The organism is Desulfovibrio sp. (genome assembly GCF_019422935.1).
Lineage (GTDB): Bacteria > Desulfobacterota > Desulfovibrionia > Desulfovibrionales > Desulfovibrionaceae > Desulfovibrio.
Map to the genome: position 1 here is coordinate 97,066 of NZ_JAHZCJ010000005.1, position 23,696 is coordinate 120,761.

Genomic DNA, 23,696 nt, shown 5'->3' on the forward strand with positions numbered 1-23,696 from the left:
ACAATGGACCTACGCAGCCTGTTGACAGTCAAGGCTATTCTGACCGAAGGCAGTTTTCATAAGGCTGCACAGCGGCTAAACTGTTCACAGTCAACGGTAACGTTTCAGGTAAGACTACTGGAGGGTGAACTGGGCGTTCAGCTGTTTGAGCGAATAGGGCGGCGTATGGTACTTACCCAGACGGGAAGAGAACTGTTGCCATATATAGAATCAATACTTGATTCAGCACAAAAAATTAATGATTACGGAAAAATAAATAAAAAACCATTCGGTGATTTGAGAATTGCAGTTGCGGAATCATTGCTTTCATACAAGATTCAGCCAATCTTAAAGAAATTTGTTGAATTTGCACCTAATGTAAAGTTGCTTTTGCAATCACTCAATTGCTATGATATCAGAGAAGGTATTCTTTCCGGAGACATCGATCTAGGCGTTTATTATGATGTCGGTGGTCATCCGGCTTCACTTGAAGTGCAGCGTATCTGCTCATTTGATGGTGTTATAGTTGCCTCGCCAAAACTATCATTGGCTCAACGTGATTTTGTCACACCAAATCAAGAAATTGATGTTGCATTAGTCATCAATGAATCCCGCAGCATTTACCGCGAAATCATGGAGAACCACCTGAGAAGCAAAAATATTCATCTGCGCAATACCATTGAACTCTGGAGTATAGAGGCAATCAAGCGCTGTGTTTCAAGTAACTTGGGCATTTCGTTTCTACCACGATTTTCAGTGGCCCAAGAAATAGCGGCTGGGATGCTCGTTGAGATTCCAGCCGCTATTTCTTCAAATGTTACAACGGCCATTTGCGTGCATCATAAAAATAAAGTTCTTAATCAAGGCATGGCATATTTTAAGCAACTCGTGCTGGAAACTGGATGTTTTCAGGACGGTACGATTTCTGCCCACGAATAACCAGCAAGATTGCTACACGCAACCCTGAACAAGGCTGTCGAGCACCGCTGCGGAAAGGTGGCGCGGTTGCGCCCGCAACTGCGGGTCAATGCCCCATTGTCGCAATACGTCCAGCGCCATGCTTTGGGCTGCTTCAAAACTTTCGCTGACCGGAGTGGACAGGGGGGCTGCCAGCGTCATGGCCGCCGGTTGCACGCCAATGAGGGCGCAGTGCTCAGGGGCTGTGCCGCGCAGGGCGGCGAGGCCCATCACTTCCGAAAAGCTGTTCTGGTGCGGGCCGATCTTTTGCGCTGTCAGGTATGCCGGCACGTTGTCGCGCAGCACCAGTTCGCCCGGTTCCAGGCCAAAATCAACCGCATCCAGCACCAGCAGTTTGTCGGCCCTTTCCACAAAGGTCAGCAGAGTTTGCCCCTGGGTGCCGCCGTCCACAACTTCCACATTTTCAGGAAAATCCCAATGGGCGTAAAGCCGTTGCGCCAAAAGTACGCCAAAGCCTTCGTCCCCGTACAGAATATTGCCAAGACCAAGAATGACGATCTGTTCCATGAGATTTCCGTGCACCTTTGCGGCTGTATTGCCGCTTTTGGCGGCAACAAACCTCGCGGGCTTAATTTGTTATCTGTTTGGCGGCCCGGTGGGCCGCCAAACATTACTCTCAGCTTACATCAGGTTGCTACTGCTTGCGGCGTTCGCGGAAACCGCTGAACATGGACGAAACCAGGGTGGTCTTGCCCATGATTTCTTCGCGTATGACCATGTACAGGTGCACGGTCACAAAAGTAATGAGCAGCAGCATGCCCAGTCGGTGCAAGCTGCGGGTCATCTGCCCGTTGCCGCCAAACCAGTTGTTTATCCAGTCCTGCACAAAGGTGAAGAAGTGGATAAACGGCACGTGGCTGTCCTGCGCGTACATGCCAAGGCCCGTGAGCATGATGACAAGCATGAAGATCATGCCCGTGCCCATGCCCAGCTGCGCCAGTGGGTTATGCCCCACATGCGCGGCGCATTCCTTGTTCAGGAACATATACCAGCGGATGTCCTGCCACAGGTCGCTCCGCCATTCCTTGCTCCATATGGGCATGATGATGAGCTCGCGCGAGTAGCGGTTGCCCCACACAAGGCCGTATATGTAGCGCAGCACTGTTGAAATGATCAGCACAAAACCCGCAATAAAGTGGGCCATGCGGGTGTAGCCCATGTAAAAGGTTTCATACGGCTCGCCAGTGACGGAAAGCCAGGGTTTGCCGATAATGTAGCCAGTGACAATAAGCACAATGACACAGGCAACCATAACCCAATGCCAGATGCGTATGGGCAGTTGATAAACGTATATGCTTTTGCCCATTGGCAGTTGCGGCAGAAGATGTTGTTCGCTCATGACGTTCTCCCGGCGGAAGGCTTGTATTCCGCGTCTCGGATTGCCCGAACGCTAGAAGCAGTTGTCTGTCCGCACCGACATGAGCTCTGATCCGTCCGGCCCGATGATGTGCGTGGAGCAGGCCAGGCAGGGGTCAAAGCTGTGCAGGGTGCGCAGGATTTCAAGGGGCTGGTTGGGAACCGCCATCTTGGTACCCATGAGCGATGCCTCGTAGGCGCTGAGCTGCCCATCGGGGCTGCGGGGCGCACCATTCCAGGTGGTGGGAACAACGCACTGGTAGTTCTCGATCTTCCTGTCCTTGATGGTAACCCAGTGCCCGAGAGCGCCGCGCGGAGCTTCCGTAAAGCCAACGCCGCGCAGGGTACCGGTGGGCCAGCTTTCGGGCTTCCACAGCTTGGTGTTGGCTGTTGCGCGGTTGCCGTTTTTGAGGTTGGCCACAAGCTTGTCGTAGAAGTAGCGCATCTTGTCGGCTGACCATGCCAGCTCCAGCGAGCGGGCGGCAATGCGTCCAAGGGTTGATTGCAGCACGGAGGCCGGAGCCTTGGCCTGACCAAGGAATTCATCAATGAGGCCCTTGATCTCGGTGTCCTTCTTGGCATAGCCCACCAGCAGGCGCGCCAGCGGCCCAACTTCCATCTGATGCCCGCGCCAGAGCGGTGTTTTGATCCACGAATACCTGTCGCGCTCGTCCACCTGCTTGAGATCAGTGGGCGTGCCCTTGATATTGGGGCCTGGGGCGTAGTTGGGTTCGGTCATGCCGTCAAAGGGATGCAGACCGGTTTTGCCGCCGGGGTAGGGCTTGTACCAGGAGTGGGACACGCATTCCTGAATTTCTTCAGGATTACGCAGGTCAACGGGCAGCACTTCGTTGAAGTTGCCGTTTATGATGGCCCCACGGGGCAACAGCAGGCTTTTGTCCGAGTAGTCATTGGCAATGTCGGGGATTGCGCCGTAAGCAAGCACGGAAAGCTTGGAAAGCCCGCCGCCTATGTTCAGCCAGTCCTTGTAGAAGGCGGCCAGCGCAAGGGTGTCGGGTATGACAACCTGTTGGGCAAAATCACGGCAGCGCTCAATAAGTTGCAACACCAGTTCCAGACGTTCCTGATTGATAACGTCGGCAGCGCCGTGCGCATCAAGATTCAGCGAGCAGGGTACGCCGCCCACCAGCCAGTTGGGGTGCGGGTTTTTGCCGCCAAAGATGGTGTGGATCTGCACCATGTCTTTCTGGAAATCCAGGGCTTCCAGATAATGAGCCACCACCAGCAGGTTGGCTTCGGGCGGCAGCTTGTAGGCAGGGTGCCCCCAGTAACCGTTGGTGAAAATGCCCAGCTGACCGGATTCAATCACGCGGGTGAGACGATCCTTGATGGATTTGAAGTAACCCGGCGAGGAATTGGGCCAGGGGGTAAGCTTGTGCGAAAGCTCCGACGTTGCCTTGGGATCAGCCTTGGCGGCAGATACAACGTCCACCCAGTCAAGGCCCGCAAGGTGGTACAGATGCACCAGATGGTCATGGTACATGAGGCACAGGTGCATGATATTGCGGATGATGTTGGCGTTGTCTGGTATTTCTATGCCAAGCGCATCTTCCACCGCATGCACGGAGGAAAGGGCATGCGTACCCGTGCACACGCCGCAGATGCGTTCAACAAAGGCCCAGGCGTCGCGCGGGTCGCGGCCTTTGAGGATGATTTCAATACCTCTGAAAATGGTGCCGCACGAAACCGCATTGGTGATGACATTGCTGTCGTCAAGGTTCACCTCGCAACGCAAGTGCCCTTCAATGCGGGTAACGGGGTCTACAACCACGCGGCGGCCCGAGTCCTTAACGGCATAACCCTGAGAAGTAGTGTATTCGTATGCCATGGGGTATTTCCTCAGTTGTTGGAGTCGGTGTCGGAGGAGTTCTTGGTGTTCTTGCTACCTGCGTGGCGCACCATACTGGCAACGCCGTGCACGGCAACACCCGCAGCCACGCCCGCCACAGCGGCAACGCCCACGGTTTCAGCCGTTGCGTTGGTGCCGAGATGCGGAATGGTGGTGATGCGGTCATAAAACGAGCCCTGATCCCAGAAGTTCTGTTCCGAGCAGCCTATGCAGCCATGCCCGGACTGAATGGGAAAGGAGACACCGTTATTCCAGCGTGTGGAAGGGCAGGCGTTGTAGGTGGTGGGGCCTTTACAGCCCATCTTGTACAGGCACAGGCCAGCGCGAGCGCCCGCATCGTCCCACGATTCCACATATTCGCCCGCGTCAAAATGGGCCCTGCGGTAGCAGTGGTCGTGCACGCGCTTGCCGTAAAACATTTCCGGCCTGCCCTGCGAATCAAGGGTGGGAAGACGGTCGTATGTAATGATGTAGGTCAGGATTGAACTCATGACCTCAGGGATGGCCGGGCAGCCGGGAACCTTGATCTGCGGTTTGTTGGGAAAGAGCTTGTGCAGCGGGGTAGCGCCCGTTGGGTTGGGGTGGGCCGCCTGCACGCAGCCCCACGAGGCGCAGGTTCCCCAGGCCACAAGGGCCTTGGCATGCTCCACGCCTTCCTTGAGCTTTTCGTAGAAGGGTTTGCCAGCATCAATGCAGTACATGCCTTGGCCATTGAGGGGCACGTTGCCTTCAACAGCGAGAATATACTGGCCCTTGTACTTTTTGATGGCCTCTTCATAGGCAGCATTGGCCTGATCGCCAGCGGCGGCCATGATTGTGTCCTGATAGTCCATTGTGATCATCGAGAGCACAATGTCTGTCGCCAGTGGGTGGGCTGTGCGCAAAAAAGATTCAGTGCAGCAAGAACAGGAAAGACCGTTAATCCAGAGTACGGGAACACGCGGTTTGGTAGAAAGAGCCTGCGCGATCGCCAGATCCGCCCCGGGGCCAAGGCCCATGGCAACGGCTGTGAGCGCACAGAATTTCATGAAATCTCGGCGGCTGACACCACGATTACGCAAGGCTTGTTCAGTAGTTTCGAGATGAGCCATAAGTACCTCGAGAAGAACATGGTTGCAGGGTGGTTGATGAATACCCGACACAGTTAATAGATATCAGTACTCCTTGCGCCTGTATATCGTTGAAAGTACAATATTTCAATGCAGCCTGTCTGACCTCCTTACATCAAAACAGATTTCTTGATGCCGGAACTGTTTAAATCCGCCATAACGCCGACAAGAATGTCGGTCTGCGTGCGCAGCTCGTTGAGAACTGAGGTCGCCTGATCCATGGCGTTTGCGGTGTTAAGGGCAAGCTGATTGATATCTTCAAGGCTGCTGTGGATGGTTTCGCTGGAGGCAGATTGTTCTTCGGAAGCTGTGGCGATGGACTGGGCCTGAATGGTAGAGGCGTTTGCCAGTTGCACAAGAGCCTGCAATGCTTCGCCAGACTGCCGGGCCAGAACCGTGACCTGCTCAATGGTTGCAGCGGATTGCTCCACATGCGAGATATGTTTGCGTGTTCCGCCCTGAACCGCATGGATGGCTTCTCCCACCTCCTTGGTCGCTGTCATGGTTTTTTCGGCCAGCTTGCGCACTTCATCGGCGACCACGGCAAAACCTCGCCCCGCATCGCCAGCGCGTGCAGCCTCAATGGCTGCGTTGAGCGCCAAAAGGTTGGTCTGGTCGGCAATATCGCTGATGACATCCAGGACTTGCCCAATGCCTTCAGCCTGCTGACCGAGCAGGCCCATATCGACCTTCATCTTGTTGGACTGCTCTTGCACCTGAGCGATTGCAGAAATGACATTTTCAACAACTGTGGAGCCTTCGCTTGCCTTGGTGTGTGAATTCTCTGCCGTTTGGGCGGCATCCGCAGCATTTTTTGCAACTTCAATGACAGTGGTGCTCATTTCCTGCATGGCGCTTGTTGTTGTATCAAGCCTGTTGGACTGGCTGGTTGCGCCTTGCGTAGAAATGCGTACCTGTTCCTCAAGGTTGTTGAGTGCAATATTGAGAGATTCCACAACGCCGTGAATTTTGTCTACAGCCGTTGCAAGGGTGCTGGCTCTTGTATTTGCTTCTTTCTCTGCCAGCTCGGCTGTTATTCTGCACTGTTCCGCCAGGTTGCCGCGTTCATCAGCCAGGGCATGCTGTTTTTGGGCTGCCTGAATCTGTTCTTTCAGGCGGGCGACCATTTCGCGCAGTACATCGGCAAGGCCGCCAATCTCGTCATTTTGTTTGACTGTCAGGACAGAATCCAAATCACCCAGCGTAATGCCTTGGGCGTAGCGCAGGGTGCTGCGTACCGGCCTGCCGATGGTGATGCAGATTCTCCAGCCCAGCAGAACAGTGAAAAAAGCCACCAGAAGCGCGCCAGAAACAGCAATAGCCAGTTCCTTTTGGGCTGAACGCACTTCATCGCGGGCGTTTCCAAGCAGTTGTTCGCCCCAGGATTTTTCCACTTCCATCAGCTTGTCAATGCGTCGGGTGGACGCGGCAAACCATTGCTGCGGGTCAGCTTCCAGGCTGGATTTCTCCAGGTTGGCATAGGCAGTATCGCGGAATCGCGTCACTTCTTCATCGACAGATTGCATTTTGCCTTGCAGCAGATTTTGCGCCGCCTTGCCGCCCAGCTCCGCAAACGAACGCAGATAGGTGTTTTGTGAGCTGACTCTGTAGAGCCAGTCGCGGTAGAGCTGTTTGCTGAAGGTTCCGGCAGAAAAGGCGGCGTTGAGCGTGGCCCGCTCCTGCCCGGCAATCTCCTTGCCGTGCAAAAGCTGAATGATTGATGTGAAGGCAAGGTCGGCGCGGGTGTTCAGTTCAGAAATGGCAGTGATCAGTTCATTGATGCTGGTATTGTACGCTGCAATGGCCTGGAGTGCGTCAATGCGGGCTTCTTTTGCGGCGGCTCTGGTTGTGGAAAGATCTGTAAAGTTTTGAGTGGACGCCGCAAATACTCTGGAAAGGGATCCATTTTCCATGCTATCCGCACCGGCAAGCACAGTAGTAAAATTCTTATAGGCCGAATTGGATTTGTCTGTCTGTTCTGTCAGTTCGGAAGAAAACTTTTTACCCTTGCTGCCCAGAAAGCCAGCAGTGTAACCGCGCTCTTTTTGCAGCTCGTGGATAAGTTCACCCGCAGAAAGGCTGACAATTAGCGAGCGCTCTATGGCTTTAAGGTGGTCAATCGTCTTCCAGCGCTGGATATTTTCTGCTGAAACAACAAAGAGAAAAGTCGCCATGGGCAATACGAGCAGAAGACTGAGTTTACGGGCAATCTTGATGTCGGCAAGCATGGTGGCTTCCTCCTTGAAACGGTTGTCTTCTCTATTTGCGGGTGCTGCACTTGCGTTCTATGGCATCTATATAGCAAGCTAATAATTGCAACTAATAAATATATTGAGATATTGCCAAAGGATTTAACGTTTGTAGTAGCATAATTAAGGCAAAAGACAATAACGTTGTTGAGAGAATATCAATCAAGTTACTGTTTGTATTAAATAATTTAATGGAAATTGAATATGTTATTATATTTTAGTTGGTTATCATTATTTATTTCACATTTGTTTAGTCAGTTAATGACAGTAGATAGCAGTGCAATAATAAGCAAGATATAGTGTTTATCGCTATCAAATCGTTTTTAATACATTCAAGTCTCTTATTTTTAAGTATAAAAAATATAACTTTCGAATAGTCCGAGCTGGTTTGGATTGGGAGGTATGGCGTACGGGGTGGTAGTGGCATATTTATTTTTTTTGTACTACTACTCTTCGTGTTATGATTTAGAAGTTCGTGTTCACAATTTGGGCCAGAATTGCAGTCAAATTTTATATCTTACTGACCTGTACTGTCCCGGAGGTTCCCGTGTTGCCGTTTGATTACCCGCCGCCTCGGCGCAGCAAGCGTTTATTTGCCCGTTGGTTGGGGTATTCCACCATTCTGCACGCTGTGCTCGCGGCATGCATGCTGGCAGGGGCCTACGCCTTGCCCCGGTATCTTCCGGTTCAGTCAGGCGGGGCAGTGATGGTCAGTCTGGCAGGTGCGGGGCGTTCATTGGCAGGAGAGGTGGGGCAGCAGGCGCAGGCTGCGAGCGGCATGGCTGAGGATGTTCCAGCTATGCAGCCCATGACAGAAACAGCAACAAAAGCCGAGCAAAAGGTGGCTGAGGTGGCTGTTCCTGTAAAAAAACATTCAGTCAAGCCGAAGCAGGCAGAAAGGCTCACTGGCAACCACAAGGCGCAGCCCTTGCAACACAGGCAGGAGCAATCGGCCCAGCCAAAGCCCCAGCAGGTAACTACAGCCGCAGGCCAGTCTGCCCAAACCAGCCTGCCAGCTCAATCTGGCGGTGATGGCGGTCAAAGCTCTGCCAGCAGCGGCTCTAGCTCTATGGAGCAAGCCACGGGCGTTCTGCAGGGGGAGGGTTCCCCCCATCCGCAGGTTGTGCCCTGGAATGCTCAGGGCGGGCCACGATTTTTACGGCAGGCTCCATTGCGGTACCCACGAGCTGCCCAACGCCGTAACCTTGAAGGAAAGGCGGTTGTGGAAGCCTATCTTGATATGCAGGGCAAGCTGCTCCGCGCCCGAGTGTTGCAGGCTGATCATGAAGATTTTGCCGATGCGGCGCTGGCCTGTGTGCAGTCGTCATCGTTCAAGCCTGCCCAGCGGGAGGGCAAAGCTATCCCCTGTGTGGTGCGCATTCCCATGCTCTTTGTGCTCAAGGGGCTTTAGTGATCAAGCCTGATTGCTCTGCTCAACAGGAGATGTCTGTTCGCTCCGGCATGCCTTCTTGGGTGAAAAGATCATGGCTGCAACCAGTATGGCGGAAGAAACCAGCACAATGACAGCACCCGGCGGCACAGCCCAGTGGAATGAAAGCCACAGGCCCGCAACGGAAGCCACCGCGCCGAACAGCGCGGCCAGCAGAAACATGCGGCTCAGGCGATAGGTGATCTGCAATGCCGTGGCTGCGGGTGTAACAATAAGCGCATAGATCAATAAGCCGCCGATGGCCTTGAGGGCACAAGCCACCACCAGCCCCATCAAAATGAGGCAGGCATAGTAGATGCCCTTGACGGGAATCCCCGCGGCGACCGCCGCATGCCTTTGCCCCATAATTGCCTCGATCTCCTTGAAAAACAGAAAGACAAAGCCAAACAGAAGCAAGGCCGTTGCGGCCATGAGTTGCAGGTCAAAGCGTGTTACCGTGAGCAGGCTGCCCCATATGAGGCTGAGGCCTTCTGTCCGTGCGCCGGGCATGAGGCCCAAAGCCAGCATGGCCAGGCTCATCACCACCGCAAAGACAACACCCATGGCGGTATCAAGGCTGAATCCGGGTTTTTCGGCAAGTGGCCCCACAGCAGAGGCAGCCCCAAGGCTGGCTGTAAGCCCACCAGCCAGCGGCGGAGCGCCAAGCCATAGGGCAAGCAGCGCCCCGGCAAAGGCGGCGTGCGAAACGCACATCCCCACCAGACTCATGCGCCACAACACCACAAAGACGCCCATTGCCCCGCAGACAGAACCGCCAAGCAAGGCCATAAGCAAGGCCCTTTGCAAAAAGGCATACTGAAAAAAATCATCCATATTTCACCCGCAGTTATTTGCTATGCAGGGTCGCCCTGCTTAAAACAAGGCCGCCATGCGCTCGCCGCTGTGCGCTATCTGAATGGGCACATCGTACAGTCTGCTCAAGAGCTCAGCATTGACGGCACCCTGCGCGTCGCCCTGCCAGAGCATGCCGCCAGCCCGCAGCATGGCAACCTTTTGAGCCAGGGCAAACACAGCGTTGAGGTCATGCGTAACCATAATGACAGTAAGGTTGAAAGCTTCACGCAGCGTGGCAACAGCATTGCAGATGTCCCGCTGCGCGCGCCAGTCAAGCGCGGCTGTGGGTTCGTCAAGCAGCAGTAGTTCCGGCTCCTGCGCCAGGGCGCGGGCAAGCGCGACCCGCTGCCTTTCGCCGCCAGAAAGATGCCCGATAGGGCGCTGGGCTAGGTGCTCAAGGCCAACGACTTCAAGTGATTGCATGGCAAGACTTTTTTCTTTTTTCCCCGGCCAGCGAAAAAGCCCCAGCCGCCCATAGGTGCCGCTGAGCACGGAGGCGAAGACAGAAAGCGGCATCTTGGGATCAAGGTCGGTAGCCTGAAAAACATGCGCCACCTGACGGCGTACCTCGCCCAGCATGTCTGGGCTTACACTTTTACCTTTAAAGTACACAGTGCCGCCATTGTGTGGCGTTAGCCCGTTAAAAAGGCCCATCAGCGTGGACTTGCCCGCGCCGTTGGGGCCGATGAGCGTCCAGAAATCACCCTTTTCGATGCGCAGGTTTATGCCGTTCAGGATGCATCGCTTGCCGTAGTGAACGCTGACGTTGCGCAGTTCGGCCAGGCACGGGGTCACGATTTTGCCTTTATGGTTTGCAATTGCGCCACGTTACGGCGCAACAGGCTGAAATAGTCCGGCGCATCGTCACTGGAGCCGGGAAAATTGGAAAGTACCACGTGCGTCACCCCAAGCTCCAGCGCCAGCGGTAGCCCCGCGTCCGGCCCGCTCTGATAATTATCCACCACACCCGCCACTGGGCTGTCTTTGACTGCGCTCAAAATTTCAGCCAGCCCGCGCGCATTAACGTCTTCAGCCCTGCCAAAGGTGCGGATCACGTCAAAGCCCGCCCATTTTACAAATTCTGCCTGCATGTATGCTGCGATGACAGGCAATCCCTGCGTGGCGGCAAGCACAGAGCGGCATTCTGCGGCAATGGCGTCAATCTTTTGCAGCCTTTGCTGCGTCCTCCGCCTGATAACCGGCGCAAGCCCGGGGGCTGCGCCTTCAAGCGCCGCCGCAATTTCCCGCACAGCCTGCTTTTGTATGTCGGGTATGAGCCAGCTGCCACGCGGGCTTACTTCAACAATAGCAAGCAGAGGGTTGCCCACAGCCTGAAGCATGGCATCGACCTGCTGCAGATGGCGCTGAAACGGGTGGACGAGCAGCAGTTTTGCCTTGGCGGCAAAAACATAATCCCCGGTGCTGGCATTTTCATGTCCAGGGCAACTTGAACCTTGAATCAGGGTGAGCGTTTCGCTTTTGCCATCAGTGAGGTCGGCAACAATATCTGAAATAAGCGAAGTTCCGGCCACAACGCGCAGCGGTTCTGCCGCCGTTGCGGAAAGGGGAATGAGGATCAGGGCAAGCCACAGAAGGGCGGAAAATTTTTTCATGGCGTATCCCAGCTATTTTATAGCGCAAAAGTGGAAGTGGTCTGGCCCTTCGCTGGCCTCAATGTTCGTAAAGCCAGCCTCGGAAAAGATGATGCGCATGCCCGTGGGGCAGGGCAGATGATCGCCTTCAACGGCGTGGTGGCTGTCATGAAGCTGATTGAGTTTTTCACGGCCATCTATGTGCAGCACATAGGCCCGGCCAGCAGGGCGCAGAACACGATAAAATTCGCGAGCGGCGGCTTTTTTGTCCGCCACGTGCGGAAAGGCCGAAAAACAGATAACCATGTCCACGCTGGCATCCGGCAGGGGCATGCATTCTGCTGCAGCCTGATATGTACGCACATGGGGAAAGCGCGCGGAAAGACATTTGAGCATTGCTGCGGAAGGGTCGAGTGCCAGGAATGACGCATCAGCCTCGGCATATTTTTGCAAAAACGGCTGTAGTACCCCTTCGCCGCAGCCCACATCCAGAATAACCCGGGCATGCGCCAGGGGCAGTCCCTGAACCAGCTGGTCAACCTGCCTGAGTTTTTCCGGCGGATAGTTGCGGGCCTCCCACCCGGTGGCGTGCGCGTTGAAAAATTCCTCTCTTTCAGCCTGTTGTGCAGGGTTGTTGCTCATGCTGCCTCCTGAAAAAGCGCCGCCCTGCATGCAAAGCGGCGCAATACTGGTTAGAACTTGAGGTCAAAACCAACCATGACGCTTGTGCCGGGCATGTTGTAAAGCCCCCGGTTGTTGCCGGAAATCTCCATGCTGTAAGCGTAGGGCGTGTTAAAAATGTTGTTTACCGCCACAAAGACCTTGCCTTCTTCAATGTGCATGTCGTCGGAGCTGAAGGTGTAGTCCAGCCTTGCGTTGAACACGTTGATGTCGGGCAGGCGGTTTCTTTCATTCAGTGTGGTCACGTTGCTGGAAGGCGCTTTGGGGTTTGTCGTCCGCATCCAGTTGGCTGCGTAAACATCCTTGAGGTACTGGTAATCACCACTGAGCTGGAAGTTATCAAAGAATTTCCACTTGAAGCCGGTTTGCAGGGCAAAGGCAGGCGTGTATGGCATTTTGCTTGTAGTTTCGCCATCGTCGCCCTTGGCCCATGTTTTCAGCCAGGTTGCGCCTGCAAAGAGCTCAAGGTTGTCTGTGGGCGTGACGCTGCCAGCAAGTTCAAGCCCGTCAATTTTGTATTCAGACGCGGACGAAGTGAAAAAGTCGCTGGTGGGGTTGGCGTTCCCGTACATATAGGCGCGCAGTCTGTCGCGGCCGTCATCGTGAAAGACAGTGGCGCTGGCCGTGAACAGCCCCGGTTGGGTGTGGCTGAGCGACATTTCATAGTGGTCCACCACTTCAGGGTGAATATCCTTGGTGTCCAGGCCGGAAGGCAATGATGTTTTGTTGGTCAGCAGGCCCTGGAGGATAACAGGGCTTGGATAGTTGACGCCCCGCGCGTAGTTGAGGCCAAGATTGGTGTTGTTGTAACCAAGTACAAGGCCAGCCTGCGGGGCGGTTTTGTCTTCAAAGAGGTTGCTTGTGTACAGGCGCAGACCAGCGGAAGGCGTTACGTGAAAGCTCTCCTTGTTGCCAAACATCTGGCTGACGGCAGCGTAGGGCGAAAACATCCTGTGCTGCGGAAATTCCCACGATGTTGTGGAATCTGTGGCATACGTCCGCTGATCGTTGCGCAGGTCGCTGATATCAAGATCAAAGCCGTTGACTATCTCGCTGCCTTCCCAGATGGAATAGGTTTCGCGGCCTCGCAATCCGTACAGATTGTTGGTTTGCACCGATGTGGTTGTGTTGGAATTTTCGCCGCGCAGATAAAACAGGGTGTCGTTGTAATAGCCTTTGAGGTAGCCATTGGCGTTGTTATACTTGTTGATGAGGCTCAGCGTGGCAAGGCTTGTCTGTGTATCGTAGCGGTCTGTGGTGCGGGTATTGGTAATGGGATTGTTGGGAACCTGAGTCTGGGCATCCACACGGTTGGCCATCATGCGCAATGACCAGTTGTCAGACAGGCCTATACCCATGTTGCCATAGTAACTCGCCTGGTAGGCGGCGGTGTGATCCTTGTGCCCCAGCGTGCTGACAAGGCTTTGCGCGGCGTAAATATCCACATTGTCTTTTTTTGCGCCCATGCCCACATTTTCGGCCACGGTGCCAAAGCTGCCGCCCTCTGCGCCGATGCGCAGTTCATAACCTTCCTTGGTCATGTATTTGGGAATAAAGTTCAGCATGGCATAACCGGTGCCAAAGCGCGAAGGCTGGGGGTATTTGTAAATTTCCATGCCCCCGAGGGCGTAGACCGGGATGCCGTCAGCCAGGGCCTGCCCGTACAACACGCCACTACGCGGCACGTCATCAAAAAAGATATTGATGTCAGGGCTGGGATGGCTTGCGCCACGCCCGCGCACATAGAGGCTCGCGCTGGTTTGCCCGCCGATGATGTTCTTTTTCTGATACATGACGCCCGGCACGTTGCGCAGGGCGTCATAAAAATCAAGGGAGTTCTGGAGACGGATCTGCTCTTCAGTCACCACGTTGTACTGGGTGCCAAACCGTGTCTGCACAGGAACCGTTGGCGCCTGATCGGCCACGCCGAAGGTGGTTACGGCGGGCAGGTCGTAGGCTGTCAGGCTGCCCTGCGTGAGGTCTGACTTTGACGCAGGGGCCTCCTGGCCTCCTGTTTCGGGTGGAGTCTCTGCCGCCCAGCCCGGCTGAACGCAAAGACAGTGGCCTGCAAGCACGGCAGCCGCCACAATTGCTGAAACCTTGTTCATTACACGTCTTCCTCCTTCTTATACCTGTCGCGCGGGGTGCGCGTGGGCTTTTCGCAGGGGATTGCTGCACAATCTTTTAGCGTGCTATGTAATATAAAAAAGTGTTACCACGCGGGCGCATGTATACAGCAAAAGGGCGCAATGAGGCCGCCCATCTTGTTAATTTATGTTATTTTTTTTAAAAATGTAACACAAACTATAGTTTGTCTGCGATGCAGTCAAGCTGGTGATACCATGAATATCTGCAAGAATGCCCGCGTGGTATGCTGGCAAAAAGGGGGGGATTGTCCCCGGCAGGGAAGCTGCTGGATCAGCCTCCCTGCCGGACTCAGGGGTATATGCTTGGCGCGTGGCGTCTAGAATTTGTAGATAAAGCTCATGTTGACGTTCCAGGCGTCCTGGGTGGTGACGCCGCCCATGCGTGAACCGCTTGTGGTGGTGTACCCGCCCCAGACATCCTTGGACTGGTCAAGCCACAGGGCAATGTAGTTGGCTTCCACCACAATCTTGAAGTTGTCGTACATCTGGTAGGTGGAGGTGACGCCAAATTCCGCAGCGTAGTCGCGCGAGGTCAGGTACAGGCCGTAGTAGTTGGCCGTGTTGAAATCGCCCATGCTGCCGGGGGTTACATCGGGGCGGAACAGGGTTTGCCCGTCCACATCTTTCTGCCCCTTGATGTACTTGGCCATGGTGGGGCTGTTGGTGCCGCCAAGCAGGTTGGCGTGGAGGGTGTGCTTGAGCTTGTCCAGAAAGCTCACGTCCTTGACCCGCGCGCCCACGCCCCAGGTTCCCACAAAGGTGGAGCCAAGCAGGGTATCGCGTCCAAGGGTGAGGGTGCCAAGCGTGCCGAAGCTGTCCAGCCCGTTGGTGCTTTCGTTGTTGGCTTCAATGGTGGGCATGCGCTCGGAGCCGTTTTTCACGTTGCCGTCATCGCCGCTCGTATACCAGCCGTAGATACCGGGCACACCCCAATCCATGCTGTATTCTGCCAGAAGGGAGCCGTACCAGCCCTTGCGGTTCAGGGTTTCAACGCCTGTGTCGGACTGCCCGTAGTTAAAGCTCCAGGCCAGCCGAAAGGGATTCCAGGCCACGGCTTCGCCTGTCAGGCCCGCCCAGAAAATGGTGGAATAGGCATTGGCTATCTGCCGCCCGACCTTTCCGTTACTGAGGGCATAGGTGGCGGGGGCAACGCCCAGCGCGCCCGCGCCATCGTTGTTCTTGCCGTAAAAATCATTGCCCTTGCGAAAGGTGTTGCTGCCAAATGCGCCCACAAGGCCCCAGGGCGTGATGTTGACGCCTTCAAAACGCAGGGGAGCGGTAAGGCCAAAAAGATCAAAGTTGTCCAGATAGCTCTGAGGAGAATTGTCATTGCCGGCCCAGTTGTCGTTGTAGGCGCGCGCCCAGAATCCTGTGAGCGAGAGGTGTTCGTTCACGGGCACGGAAACCGTTATACCTGCGGTGTCGGCGTCAAAGGCCTGCGAAGCTTCGGTCACATAGTCCGGCAAAAAGATGCGCTGTATGCCCATGCGAACCTTTACATCGGTTTGCGGCATGGTCCAGTCAAGGTAGCTGTGCTTGATCTTGATGACGTTGTTGCCGTCCGCCCCCAGTGCCGCGCCAGACTTGTTGCCGGCCTGCCCCCAATACTGGCGGCCAATCTCAAAATACACGGTGCCCGAAAGCGCTTCTGATGCCACGGCGTCAAGCTGAAGGCGTACGCGCGACTTGGACTCGAACTGGTCTTCATTATAACGGCCCCATCCTGTGGTGCGGTTGGCCTGCACGCCGTTGATGGAGCGCCCCCGTTCCATAAAGTTGCCGCCGCCGCCATATTCAAAATTCATTATCCAGACGCCCTTGGTCTTGAAGTCCACAGCTTGCGCAGTGGCGGCAAGGCCAGGCAGCAAGGCTGCGGCAGCCAGAAGCGATAAAACTTTTTTCCGCATCGTTCCCCCGATAGTGACGTAAGATTTCATATGGACACGTTTTGCTAATTCGTGCTACTGAATTTGCTTGCAACGGCGATGTTATCTTTGCAGAAAAAGTGCTACTACTGTCAACCCTAAATCTGCCTCGCCGCATGGAGCGCGATATGCGAAAAATCGGTTTTGTACTGGCGGCCCTGATCTGCTGCATGAACATATCCGCCTGCCAGAATGATGAAAAATCCACTGCCCAGGCGCAGCGTACCGAAATGGTCTACGCCAGCACCAAGGACATACGCATCATCAATCCCCATCTCTATTCCGGGGAAATGGCCGCCCAGAGTATGGTGTTTGAACCGCTGGTGGTGAACACCTCCGAGGGTGTGAAGCCCTGCCTTGCCGAAAGCTGGGAGATTTCGCCCGATGGCCGCGTGTACACATTTCATTTGCGCAAGGGCGTGACCTTCAGTGACGGTGCACCCTTTGACGCTGCCGCCGTCAAGATGAACATGGACGCCATTGTTGCCAACAGGCAGCGGCATGGATTTGAAATGGTTAACGAGATTGAGCGCAACGAAGTGGTGGACACGTACACGTACCGCCTTGTGCTCACGCATCCGTACTATCCCACCCTGGTGGAACTGGGGCTTGTGCGGCCATTCCGTATTATTTCGCCCAACTGCTTTATTAACGGTCAGACCAAGGACGGTGTTTCCGGCTATGTGGGCACTGGCCCCTGGGTGCTGACCGAACACAAGGAAAAGCAGTACGCGCTCTTTACGGCCAACAAAAATTACTGGGGCGCTCAGCCCAAGTTGCAGGCCGTGCGCTGGCGCGTCATGCCTGACCATCAGACCATCATGCTTGCCCTGCAAAAGGGAGAAATAGATCTGGTTTTTGGCGCAGACGGCGACATGCTGAACATGGATGCCTTTAACGCGCTGCAAAAAGAAGGCAAGTACGCCACCCTTATCAGCAAGCCCATTGCCTCGCGCGCCATCCTGCTCAATGCGCACCAGCCTGTGACCAAGGACCGCGCAGTGCGCATGGCCCTGCAATATGCGGTCAACAAGCAGGCCATTGTGGACGGCGTTCTGAACGGCACGGAAAGCGTGGCCGACACGCTTATTTCGCCCACGGTGCCCTATTGCGACCTTGGTTTACCTGTGCGCGGCTATGATCCGGCCAAGGCCGCAGCCATGCTTGAGGCTGCTGGCTGGAAGATCGGCCCCGATGGTCTGCGCGCCAAGGACGGGCAAAAGGCCATAGTGCGCCTGTACTACAATTCGCAAAATGCGCAGGAGCGCACCCTTGCCGAATACGTGCAGAGCGACCTGAAAAAGGTCGGCATTGAGATGAAGATCATCGGCGAGGAAAAACAGGCTTTTCTTGACCGCCAGCGCACTGGCGATTTTGAACTGCAATACTCGCTTTCGTGGGGAACCCCCTATGACCCGCAGTCCTACCTTTCATCGTGGCGCAAACCCGCGCACGGCGACTATCAGGCCCAGGTGGGCATGGAGCGCAAGGAATGGCTGGATAAAACCATCAGCCAGCTCATGATTGAACCGGATGAAGCGACCCGCAAGGCCATGTACAGAGAAGTTCTCACCTATGTGCATGACGAGGGCGTGTATATTCCCATTTCATACTCGCGCACCAAAGCTGTGCATTCCAAGGCCTTGCAGGGCGTTGGATTCGCCGTTTCGCAGTACGAAATTCCTTTTGAAAAAATGTATTTCGAGAACACACCCGCCCGCTAGGCAGCAGGCACAGTTCAGGGGCGCGGCTTTGCACAGCGCAAGGCCGCGCCCCATGCTCCACATATATGAAAGCATACATTCTACGCCGCCTTTTGCTGACAATCCCGCTTTTGCTGGGGATTTCCTTTGTTTCATTCGTCATCATCCAGCTCAGCCCAAGCGACCCGGCCGAGGTGGTAGTCCGCGTCAACGAAATTGAGCCCACGGATGAAGTGGTGGCGATCACGCGTGAGCAGCTTGGCCTCAACAAGCCTTTTCTGACGCGCTATGCGGACTGGATGTGCGCCGTTGCGCAGGGTGATCTGGGCAGGCGCTATGTGGACAACAAGCCCGTTGCACAGGAACTGGCCCGGGCGCTGCCCCCCACCGTGTGGCTGGCGCTGACGTCAACGTTGTTCATGGCGGTGTGCAGCGTGGGGATGGCTTTTGTGTGCGCCATGTACGAGGGGCGCACTGTGGATTACCTGCTGCGCGGGTTTATTTTTCTTGGCACGGCCACGCCCGGATTCTGGGCCGGTTTGCTGCTCATGTGGCTTTTTTCAGTCAAGCTCAACTGGTTGCCCACCAGCGGCATGCAGGGCGCAAGCTCGGTCATTCTGCCCGCAGTGACGCTCTCGCTGACCTATATTTCCACCTACGCGCGCTTGTTGCGCAACAGCATGGTGCAGAACAAGCAGAAGAATTCCGTGCTCTATGCGCGGGCCAGGGGCCTCACGCGGGGCATGATCTGGCGGCATATCTTTCGCAATTCGCTGCAATCCACGTTGACCGGGCTTGGCATGTCGCTGCCAAAGCTCATGGCCGGAACCTTTGTGGTAGAAACCATTTTTGCCTGGCCCGGCCTCGGCTGGCTGTGCGTCACCGCCATTTTTAACCGCGATTTCCCTGTCATTCAGGCCTATGTGCTGCTGATGGCCGTAATGTTTGTGGGCTGCAACCTGCTGGTGGACATATTGTGCGCTGTCATTGATCCGCGCCTGCGCGCCAGGGGGCAGGCATGAGGGTATGGCGGCGGCTGCGCAACGACCCTCTGGGCATGATCTGCCTGTGTTTTCTGCTTGCCGTGGTGGCGCTGGCCTTGTGCGCGCCCCTGGCGGCTCCGTGGGATCCCACGGCTATTGATGTGAGAAATAAATTTGCGGCATGGTCTCTGGCGCATCCCCTTGGCACAGATCAGCTCGGCAGGGACGTATTGTCCCGGCTTATCTGGGGCGGGCGCGCCACCCTGGGCTTTTCGTTGCTCACAATGGGCATAACCCTTGTTATCGGTAGCGGATTGGGCATTGTGGCTGGTTTTTGTCGCGGCAAGGTTGACGAAACCATCATGCGCTTTTGCGATGTGATGATGTCCTTCCCCAGCGAGGTACTCATTCTGGCCATTGTGGGCATGCTTGGGCCGGGGCTTGGCAATGTGGTCATCGCCAGCGTGATTGCCAAGTGGCCCTGGTATTCGCGCATGGTTCGCTCTGTGGTCATGCAGTATACGGACGTCAATTATGTGCGCTTTGCCCGTGTGGCGGGCTGCGGCATGTGGCACATCTTCCGTAGGCATCTGCTGCCCGGCGCGCTGGGCGAAATCATTGTGCTGGCAACGCTTGATACCGGGTCGGTGATCCTGTCGGTTTCGGCTTTGTCCTTTCTGGGCCTTGGCGTACAGCCGCCCACGGCGGAGTGGGGCGCCATGCTCAGCGACGCCAAGGACATCATGTCCATGTATCCGCAGCAGATGCTGCCCGCAGGGATGACAATCCTGCTGGTTGTGGCGGCCTTCAACTTTTTGGGCGACAGCCTGCGCGATGCCATTGACCCAGCCCACACGACCCTGCAGGGAGTGAGCCTGTGAGCGCGTTCAATACAGATTGTCAAAAGCAGGAACCGTTTTGCGGTGCAGCACCCCATGTGCCCGATGTCCTTGATGTGCGCAATCTGCGCGTGGTGCAGCGCGCAAACGGGCAGGAGCTTGTGCACGGCGTGAATTTTACGCTTGCCGCTGGGGCCTGCCTTGGCATTGTGGGCGAAAGCGGCAGCGGTAAAACCCTGAGCTGCCGCAGCATCATGGGGCTGTTGCCGCCCACGCTTGCGGGCGAGGGCACGGCTGTTTTTAACGGGATTGATCTTGTGCATGCCCCGGCGGAGCAGATGCGCCAGCTCCGGGGCAGCAGGATTGCCATGGTCTTGCAACAGCCCATGACGGCCTTTGACCCCCTGTACACCATGGGGGCGCAGTTTAGAGAAACCCTGACTGCGCATGGGGCATACACCGCCGGGCAGGCAGATGAGCTGGCTGTAACCATGTTTGGGCGCGTGCGCCTTGATGCGCCGCAGGAAGTTTTGCGCAGCTACCCGCACGAGCTTTCGGGCGGCATGCTGCAACGCTGCATGATTGCTCTGGCATTGGCCCTTGAGCCGCAGCTCATCATTGCAGACGAACCAACAACGGCCCTGGATGCGGAAACGCAGTTTGAGGTCGTGCAGCGCTTTATGGAACTGCGGGCACAGTGCAATACCGCCATGATCTTTGTTTCACACGATCTGGGCGTGGTGCAGCGTCTGGCAGATGCCGTGCTTGTGATGAAGGATGGCCGCTGCGTGGAATACGGCCCTGCGGAAACAGTGTTCAACGCGCCGCAGCACGAATATACGCAGTATCTCATCCGCACGAGGCTTGCGCTGACGCGGGGCTTTGAAGCCATGCTGGAGCGCGCCCATGCTTGAGGTAAGAAATATCTGCAAAAGCTATGGCAAGGGCGGATTGTGGAATCCAGAACCAAAGCCTGTGCTGCATGACGTGAGTTTTCACATCCCCGTGGGCGCGACAGTGGGGCTGGTGGGCGAGAGCGGCAGCGGCAAAAGCACGCTGAGCCGCATTGTTCTTGGGCTGGAGCGCCCAAGCAGCGGCACGGTATTGCTTGAGGGGCAGGGGGTGCCCCAGTGGTTGCGGCGCAATCCTGGCCGCATGAGCGTGGTTTTTCAGGATTACACAACCTCGGTCAATCCGGCCTACACCATCCGCAGCATCATCCGCGAGCCTTTGCTGGCCTGCGGCAGAGGCGCAGGGTCGGACAGGGCAGTGCTTGCGTTGATGGAGCGCGTTGGCCTTGCCGCGAACCTTGCAGACCGCTTGCCCCACGAGGTCAGCGGCGGTCAATTGCAGCGGGTGTGTATTGCCCGCGCCATCGCCGCGGATCCCCGCTTTGTGGTTTTTGACGAGGCCATCAGCTCGCTGGACGTTTCGGTGCAGACCCGCATTCTTGACCTGCTGCGCGAGCTCAAGGGCAACATGACCTATTTTTTTATAGCGCACGACCTTCAGGCCGTGACCTATCTGTGCGATGATATCCTCTTTATGCATCAGGGCCGCATTGTGGAACAGGCCGCAGGCACCGGGCTGGCTGGCGTTTCGCACCCCTACGCGCAAAAACTGGTGAGTTCGGCAATTCTGTTTCGTTCGGCCTGGAATGGCTGAGCAGTATTGATCCGGCAAAATTAAAGGAGTTCTTATGAGCCAATACGTTACAGACACCGCCTGCGCCACTCTGGATGCCATGTCCGTCCCCGGCCCGACGCTCACGGGCCGCATAGAAAACTACTGGTCGCGCCGGGCCGAAAGCTATGGCGAAATACGGCGTCATGAGCTTGCCTGTGAGAAAAAATCTCTGTGGCTGGCGGAAATCATGCCCCATCTGCCAGAGGCAAGGCCATTGCGCATCCTTGATGTGGGTACAGGGGCCGGATTTTTCGCCATACTGCTGGCAGAGCAGGGGCATTGCGTCTGCGGCGTGGACATGACCCAAGCCATGCTGGATGAAGGCGCGGTCCTTGCCCGGCAAGCCGGGTGCGATGTGGCCTTTCAGCGCATGGACGCCTGTTGCCTTGAGTTTGAATCCGCAAGTTTTGACGCGGTGATTTCGCGCAACCTCACCTGGACGCTTCAGGATGCCGCTGCCGCGTACCGGGAATGGAACCGCGTGCTGCGGCCCGGCGGGGTGCTCCTGAATTTTGACGCTGACTACGGCTCGGTTTCTTTTCTGGATCTGGCGGATCAGCATGTGGGCATAAATGACGACATGATGCTTGAATGCGAAAACATTCGCCGACAGTTGCCGCTCAGTTCAGAATCCCGCCCGGTATGGGACGTGCAGACCCTGCGCAACTCCGGTTTTTCAGACTGCTGGTGCGACCACGGCCTGAGCGCGCGCATCTACGCCCACCGCGATGAAACGTACAATCCTGTGCCCATGTTTGCCCTGCGGGCGATCAAGTAGCAGCCAGCGGGCGGGGCTTTGTTTGAAGCTATGGCGGAGGGAAATGACCGTTGCAGGGAGGGGTGACTGATGTGTAGTTCCGGCAAGGCAGGCTCTGTCAGCTCCGGTGCGCAGGCGGGTGTTACGCAGCTAACTACGCAGCCGTACAGGCAGGAATCGGACGCGCTGGGCACAGTGGATATTCCACTGTCGGCATACTGGGGCGTGCATACGGCCCGTGCGCTGGCAAATTTCCCACTTTCGGGCCGGCCCGTCAGGCCAGAGCTTGTGCGGGCAATGGCGCTCGTCAAGCTGGCATGCTGCCGCGCCAACGAGGAGCTTGGCTACCTGCCGCAGCCCGAAGCTCAGGCCATAGCCGATGCCAGCCGCGAGGTTGCCCAGGGCGGTCTGGCTCATGCCTTTGTGGTGGATGCCCTGCAAGGCGGCGCGGGAACCTCCACCAACATGAATATGAACGAGGTACTTGCCAACCGGGCCGAAGAACTGCTTGGGGGCAGCCTTGGCTCTTACGCCCGCATAGATCCCTTGCGGCATGTGAACCTTCACCAGTCCACCAACGATGTGTACCCAACTGCGGTGAGGGTTGCCGCCCTGTTTCTGCTCAAGGATCTGGAACAGGCCATTGCCGCCCTGCAATCTGCCTTTCAGGAAAAAGAACTGGCCTTTCGCCATATTCTCAAGGTGGGCCGCACCCAGTTGCAGGATGCCGTGCCCGTGACCCTTGGCATGGAGTGTTCCGCCTGGGCAGAATGCCTCTCGCGCGACCGCTGGCGCGTGTTCAAGTGCGCAGAGCGGCTGCGCGTGGTCAACCTTGGCGGCACGGCGGTGGGTACGGGTATAACCGCCCCCCGCAAATACATTTTTCTGGTGGTCGAAAAGCTGCGCGAGGTCACGGGGCTGGGCCTTTCGCGGGCAGAAAATCTGATGGACGCCACGCAAAATGTTGATCCACTGGTTGAAGTTTCCGGCATTCTTAAAGCTCATGCAGTAAATTTATTTAAAATTTGCGCAGACTTGCGCTTACTTTCATCCGGCCCGTCGGCGGGAATCGGCGAGCTTAAACTGCCTGCAAGGCAGGCTGGGTCAAGCATCATGCCGGGCAAGGTCAACCCCGTAATATGCGAGGCCGCATCACAGGCCGCTCTGCGGGTCATGGCCGATGACAGCGCCGTGACTCAGGCCGCATTTCTGGGGCAACTGGAACTTAACGCTTTCATGCCGCTGCTGGCGGATTGCCTGCTTGGCAGCATGCATCTGCTGGCGCAGGCCAATACCATGCTGGCCGAAAATTGCGTGTTGGGCCTTGAGGCTGACGAAGCCGCCTGCGCCCGGCATCTTGGCAGATCATTTGCCACGGTTACAGCACTTGTGCCGGTGCTTGGCTATGCGCTTGCGGGTGAAATTGCCGCCCAGGCGCACAAAACAGGGCAGAGCGTGCGCGCGGTGGTGCTGGAGAGGGGCCTGATGAAGGCGGAGGATGTGGACAGCCTGCTCAGCGCAGAGGCCGCAACCGCGCTTGGACACAGGTAGGGCATCA

The 23,696-nt window shown here is 56.2% G+C and carries 20 protein-coding genes; 9 read left to right on the plus strand and 11 right to left on the minus strand.

The features are described 5' to 3' along the window. Positions 1 to 3 precede the first annotated feature (3 nt). Positions 4 to 918 carry a LysR family transcriptional regulator gene (locus tag QZ383_RS08180; protein WP_291444546.1) on the plus strand — a complete coding sequence of 305 codons (915 nt, stop codon included), beginning with the start codon at positions 4 to 6 and terminating at the stop codon, positions 916 to 918. A 12-nt stretch (positions 919 to 930) separates the two neighbouring features. Here the strand turns inward: QZ383_RS08180 and hybD are convergent, their stop codons facing one another. The 5 genes from hybD to QZ383_RS08205 all read right to left on the minus strand — a co-directional run bounded on the left by hybD (position 931) and on the right by QZ383_RS08205 (position 7,520). Continuing rightward, positions 931 to 1,464, minus strand: coding sequence for a HyaD/HybD family hydrogenase maturation endopeptidase (gene hybD / locus QZ383_RS08185; protein WP_022658733.1), 534 nt, complete (start codon positions 1,462 to 1,464; stop codon positions 931 to 933). 127 nt (positions 1,465 to 1,591) lie between these two features. Beyond that, positions 1,592 to 2,296 (minus strand): Ni/Fe-hydrogenase, b-type cytochrome subunit, encoded by a 705-nt coding sequence (gene cybH / locus QZ383_RS08190; RefSeq protein WP_291444548.1) that lies wholly within the window; start codon positions 2,294 to 2,296, stop codon positions 1,592 to 1,594. 51 nt (positions 2,297 to 2,347) lie between these two features. Then, entirely contained in the window at positions 2,348 to 4,162 is a 1,815-nt protein-coding gene (locus QZ383_RS08195; protein WP_291444550.1) for a nickel-dependent hydrogenase large subunit, read from the minus strand. Positions 4,163 to 4,173: 11 nt separating this feature from the next. After that, positions 4,174 to 5,274 carry a hydrogenase small subunit gene (locus QZ383_RS08200; protein WP_291444552.1) on the minus strand — a complete coding sequence of 367 codons (1,101 nt, stop codon included), beginning with the start codon at positions 5,272 to 5,274 and terminating at the stop codon, positions 4,174 to 4,176. 128 nt (positions 5,275 to 5,402) lie between these two features. Further along, complete coding sequence (locus QZ383_RS08205; RefSeq protein WP_291444554.1) at positions 5,403 to 7,520, minus strand: methyl-accepting chemotaxis protein; 2,118 nt, start codon at positions 7,518 to 7,520, stop codon at positions 5,403 to 5,405. 568 nt (positions 7,521 to 8,088) lie between these two features. Between QZ383_RS08205 and QZ383_RS08210 the strand changes: the two genes are divergently transcribed. Further along, positions 8,089 to 8,952 carry an energy transducer TonB gene (locus QZ383_RS08210; protein WP_291444555.1) on the plus strand — a complete coding sequence of 288 codons (864 nt, stop codon included), beginning with the start codon at positions 8,089 to 8,091 and terminating at the stop codon, positions 8,950 to 8,952. A gap of 3 nt (positions 8,953 to 8,955) precedes the next feature. Here QZ383_RS08210 and QZ383_RS08215 read toward each other — a convergent pair whose 3' ends face one another. From QZ383_RS08215 to QZ383_RS08240, 6 genes are all read right to left on the minus strand, one after another. Continuing rightward, on the minus strand, positions 8,956 to 9,804 hold the full coding sequence (locus tag QZ383_RS08215; protein WP_291444557.1) for a metal ABC transporter permease: 849 nt from the start codon (positions 9,802 to 9,804) through the stop codon (positions 8,956 to 8,958). A 39-nt stretch (positions 9,805 to 9,843) separates the two neighbouring features. After that, entirely contained in the window at positions 9,844 to 10,620 is a 777-nt protein-coding gene (locus QZ383_RS08220; RefSeq protein WP_291444559.1) for an ABC transporter ATP-binding protein, read from the minus strand. Beyond that, complete coding sequence (locus QZ383_RS08225; RefSeq protein ID WP_291444560.1) at positions 10,617 to 11,438, minus strand: zinc ABC transporter substrate-binding protein; 822 nt, start codon at positions 11,436 to 11,438, stop codon at positions 10,617 to 10,619. The genes QZ383_RS08220 and QZ383_RS08225 overlap by 4 nt, the downstream gene beginning before the upstream one ends. Before the next feature lie 12 nt (positions 11,439 to 11,450). After that, on the minus strand, positions 11,451 to 12,059 hold the full coding sequence (locus tag QZ383_RS08230; RefSeq protein ID WP_291444561.1) for a class I SAM-dependent methyltransferase: 609 nt from the start codon (positions 12,057 to 12,059) through the stop codon (positions 11,451 to 11,453). A gap of 50 nt (positions 12,060 to 12,109) precedes the next feature. Continuing rightward, a complete protein-coding gene (locus QZ383_RS08235; protein ID WP_291444563.1) occupies positions 12,110 to 14,206 on the minus strand; it encodes a TonB-dependent receptor plug domain-containing protein in 2,097 nt (698 codons plus the stop codon). 356 nt (positions 14,207 to 14,562) lie between these two features. After that, positions 14,563 to 16,152: an outer membrane homotrimeric porin gene (locus QZ383_RS08240; RefSeq protein WP_291444565.1), complete on the minus strand. Its 1,590-nt coding sequence runs from the start codon at positions 16,150 to 16,152 to the stop codon at positions 14,563 to 14,565. A 146-nt stretch (positions 16,153 to 16,298) separates the two neighbouring features. Between QZ383_RS08240 and nikA the strand changes: the two genes are divergently transcribed. The 7 genes from nikA to QZ383_RS08275 all read left to right on the plus strand — a co-directional run bounded on the left by nikA (position 16,299) and on the right by QZ383_RS08275 (position 23,689). Further along, on the plus strand, positions 16,299 to 17,894 hold the full coding sequence (gene nikA, locus QZ383_RS08245) for a nickel ABC transporter substrate-binding protein (protein ID WP_291444567.1): 1,596 nt from the start codon (positions 16,299 to 16,301) through the stop codon (positions 17,892 to 17,894). Between the two features lie 65 nt (positions 17,895 to 17,959). Beyond that, positions 17,960 to 18,895 (plus strand): nickel/cobalt ABC transporter permease, encoded by a 936-nt coding sequence (opp1B, locus tag QZ383_RS08250; RefSeq protein WP_291444569.1) that lies wholly within the window; start codon positions 17,960 to 17,962, stop codon positions 18,893 to 18,895. Continuing rightward, the gene (opp1C, locus tag QZ383_RS08255) at positions 18,892 to 19,737 is read left to right on the plus strand and encodes a nickel/cobalt ABC transporter permease (RefSeq protein ID WP_291444571.1); all 846 of its coding nucleotides are present in this window, start codon (positions 18,892 to 18,894) and stop codon (positions 19,735 to 19,737) included. The genes opp1B and opp1C overlap by 4 nt, the downstream gene beginning before the upstream one ends. Beyond that, positions 19,734 to 20,609 (plus strand): ABC transporter ATP-binding protein, encoded by an 876-nt coding sequence (locus QZ383_RS08260; RefSeq protein WP_291444573.1) that lies wholly within the window; start codon positions 19,734 to 19,736, stop codon positions 20,607 to 20,609. Before opp1C ends, QZ383_RS08260 begins: the two co-directional genes overlap by 4 nt. Beyond that, positions 20,602 to 21,360, plus strand: coding sequence for a dipeptide/oligopeptide/nickel ABC transporter ATP-binding protein (locus QZ383_RS08265; protein WP_291444575.1), 759 nt, complete (start codon positions 20,602 to 20,604; stop codon positions 21,358 to 21,360). Before QZ383_RS08260 ends, QZ383_RS08265 begins: the two co-directional genes overlap by 8 nt. A 34-nt stretch (positions 21,361 to 21,394) precedes the next feature. Beyond that, positions 21,395 to 22,159 carry a class I SAM-dependent methyltransferase gene (locus QZ383_RS08270; protein WP_291444577.1) on the plus strand — a complete coding sequence of 255 codons (765 nt, stop codon included), beginning with the start codon at positions 21,395 to 21,397 and terminating at the stop codon, positions 22,157 to 22,159. Positions 22,160 to 22,228: 69 nt separating this feature from the next. Beyond that, on the plus strand, positions 22,229 to 23,689 hold the full coding sequence (locus QZ383_RS08275) for an aspartate ammonia-lyase (protein WP_291444579.1): 1,461 nt from the start codon (positions 22,229 to 22,231) through the stop codon (positions 23,687 to 23,689). Positions 23,690 to 23,696: the final 7 nt, after the last annotated feature.

What these genes read in the sequence shown, in the direction of transcription:
- QZ383_RS08180 (WP_291444546.1), top strand. Translation starts at nt 4, where the DNA reads ATGGACCTACGCAGCCTGTTGACAGTCAAGGCTATTCTGACCGAAGGC.
- hybD (WP_022658733.1), bottom strand. Translation starts at nt 1,464, where the DNA reads ATGGAACAGATCGTCATTCTTGGTCTTGGCAATATTCTGTACGGGGAC.
- cybH (WP_291444548.1), bottom strand. Translation starts at nt 2,296, where the DNA reads ATGAGCGAACAACATCTTCTGCCGCAACTGCCAATGGGCAAAAGCATA.
- QZ383_RS08195 (WP_291444550.1), bottom strand. Translation starts at nt 4,162, where the DNA reads ATGGCATACGAATACACTACTTCTCAGGGTTATGCCGTTAAGGACTCG.
- QZ383_RS08200 (WP_291444552.1), bottom strand. Translation starts at nt 5,274, where the DNA reads ATGGCTCATCTCGAAACTACTGAACAAGCCTTGCGTAATCGTGGTGTC.
- QZ383_RS08205 (WP_291444554.1), bottom strand. Translation starts at nt 7,520, where the DNA reads ATGCTTGCCGACATCAAGATTGCCCGTAAACTCAGTCTTCTGCTCGTA.
- QZ383_RS08215 (WP_291444557.1), bottom strand. Translation starts at nt 9,804, where the DNA reads ATGGATGATTTTTTTCAGTATGCCTTTTTGCAAAGGGCCTTGCTTATG.
- QZ383_RS08225 (WP_291444560.1), bottom strand. Translation starts at nt 11,438, where the DNA reads ATGAAAAAATTTTCCGCCCTTCTGTGGCTTGCCCTGATCCTCATTCCC.
- QZ383_RS08230 (WP_291444561.1), bottom strand. Translation starts at nt 12,059, where the DNA reads ATGAGCAACAACCCTGCACAACAGGCTGAAAGAGAGGAATTTTTCAAC.
- QZ383_RS08235 (WP_291444563.1), bottom strand. Translation starts at nt 14,206, where the DNA reads ATGAACAAGGTTTCAGCAATTGTGGCGGCTGCCGTGCTTGCAGGCCAC.
- QZ383_RS08240 (WP_291444565.1), bottom strand. Translation starts at nt 16,152, where the DNA reads ATGCGGAAAAAAGTTTTATCGCTTCTGGCTGCCGCAGCCTTGCTGCCT.
- nikA (WP_291444567.1), top strand. Translation starts at nt 16,299, where the DNA reads ATGCGAAAAATCGGTTTTGTACTGGCGGCCCTGATCTGCTGCATGAAC.
- opp1B (WP_291444569.1), top strand. Translation starts at nt 17,960, where the DNA reads ATGAAAGCATACATTCTACGCCGCCTTTTGCTGACAATCCCGCTTTTG.
- opp1C (WP_291444571.1), top strand. Translation starts at nt 18,892, where the DNA reads ATGAGGGTATGGCGGCGGCTGCGCAACGACCCTCTGGGCATGATCTGC.
- QZ383_RS08265 (WP_291444575.1), top strand. Translation starts at nt 20,602, where the DNA reads ATGCTTGAGGTAAGAAATATCTGCAAAAGCTATGGCAAGGGCGGATTG.
- QZ383_RS08270 (WP_291444577.1), top strand. Translation starts at nt 21,395, where the DNA reads ATGAGCCAATACGTTACAGACACCGCCTGCGCCACTCTGGATGCCATG.
- QZ383_RS08275 (WP_291444579.1), top strand. Translation starts at nt 22,229, where the DNA reads ATGTGTAGTTCCGGCAAGGCAGGCTCTGTCAGCTCCGGTGCGCAGGCG.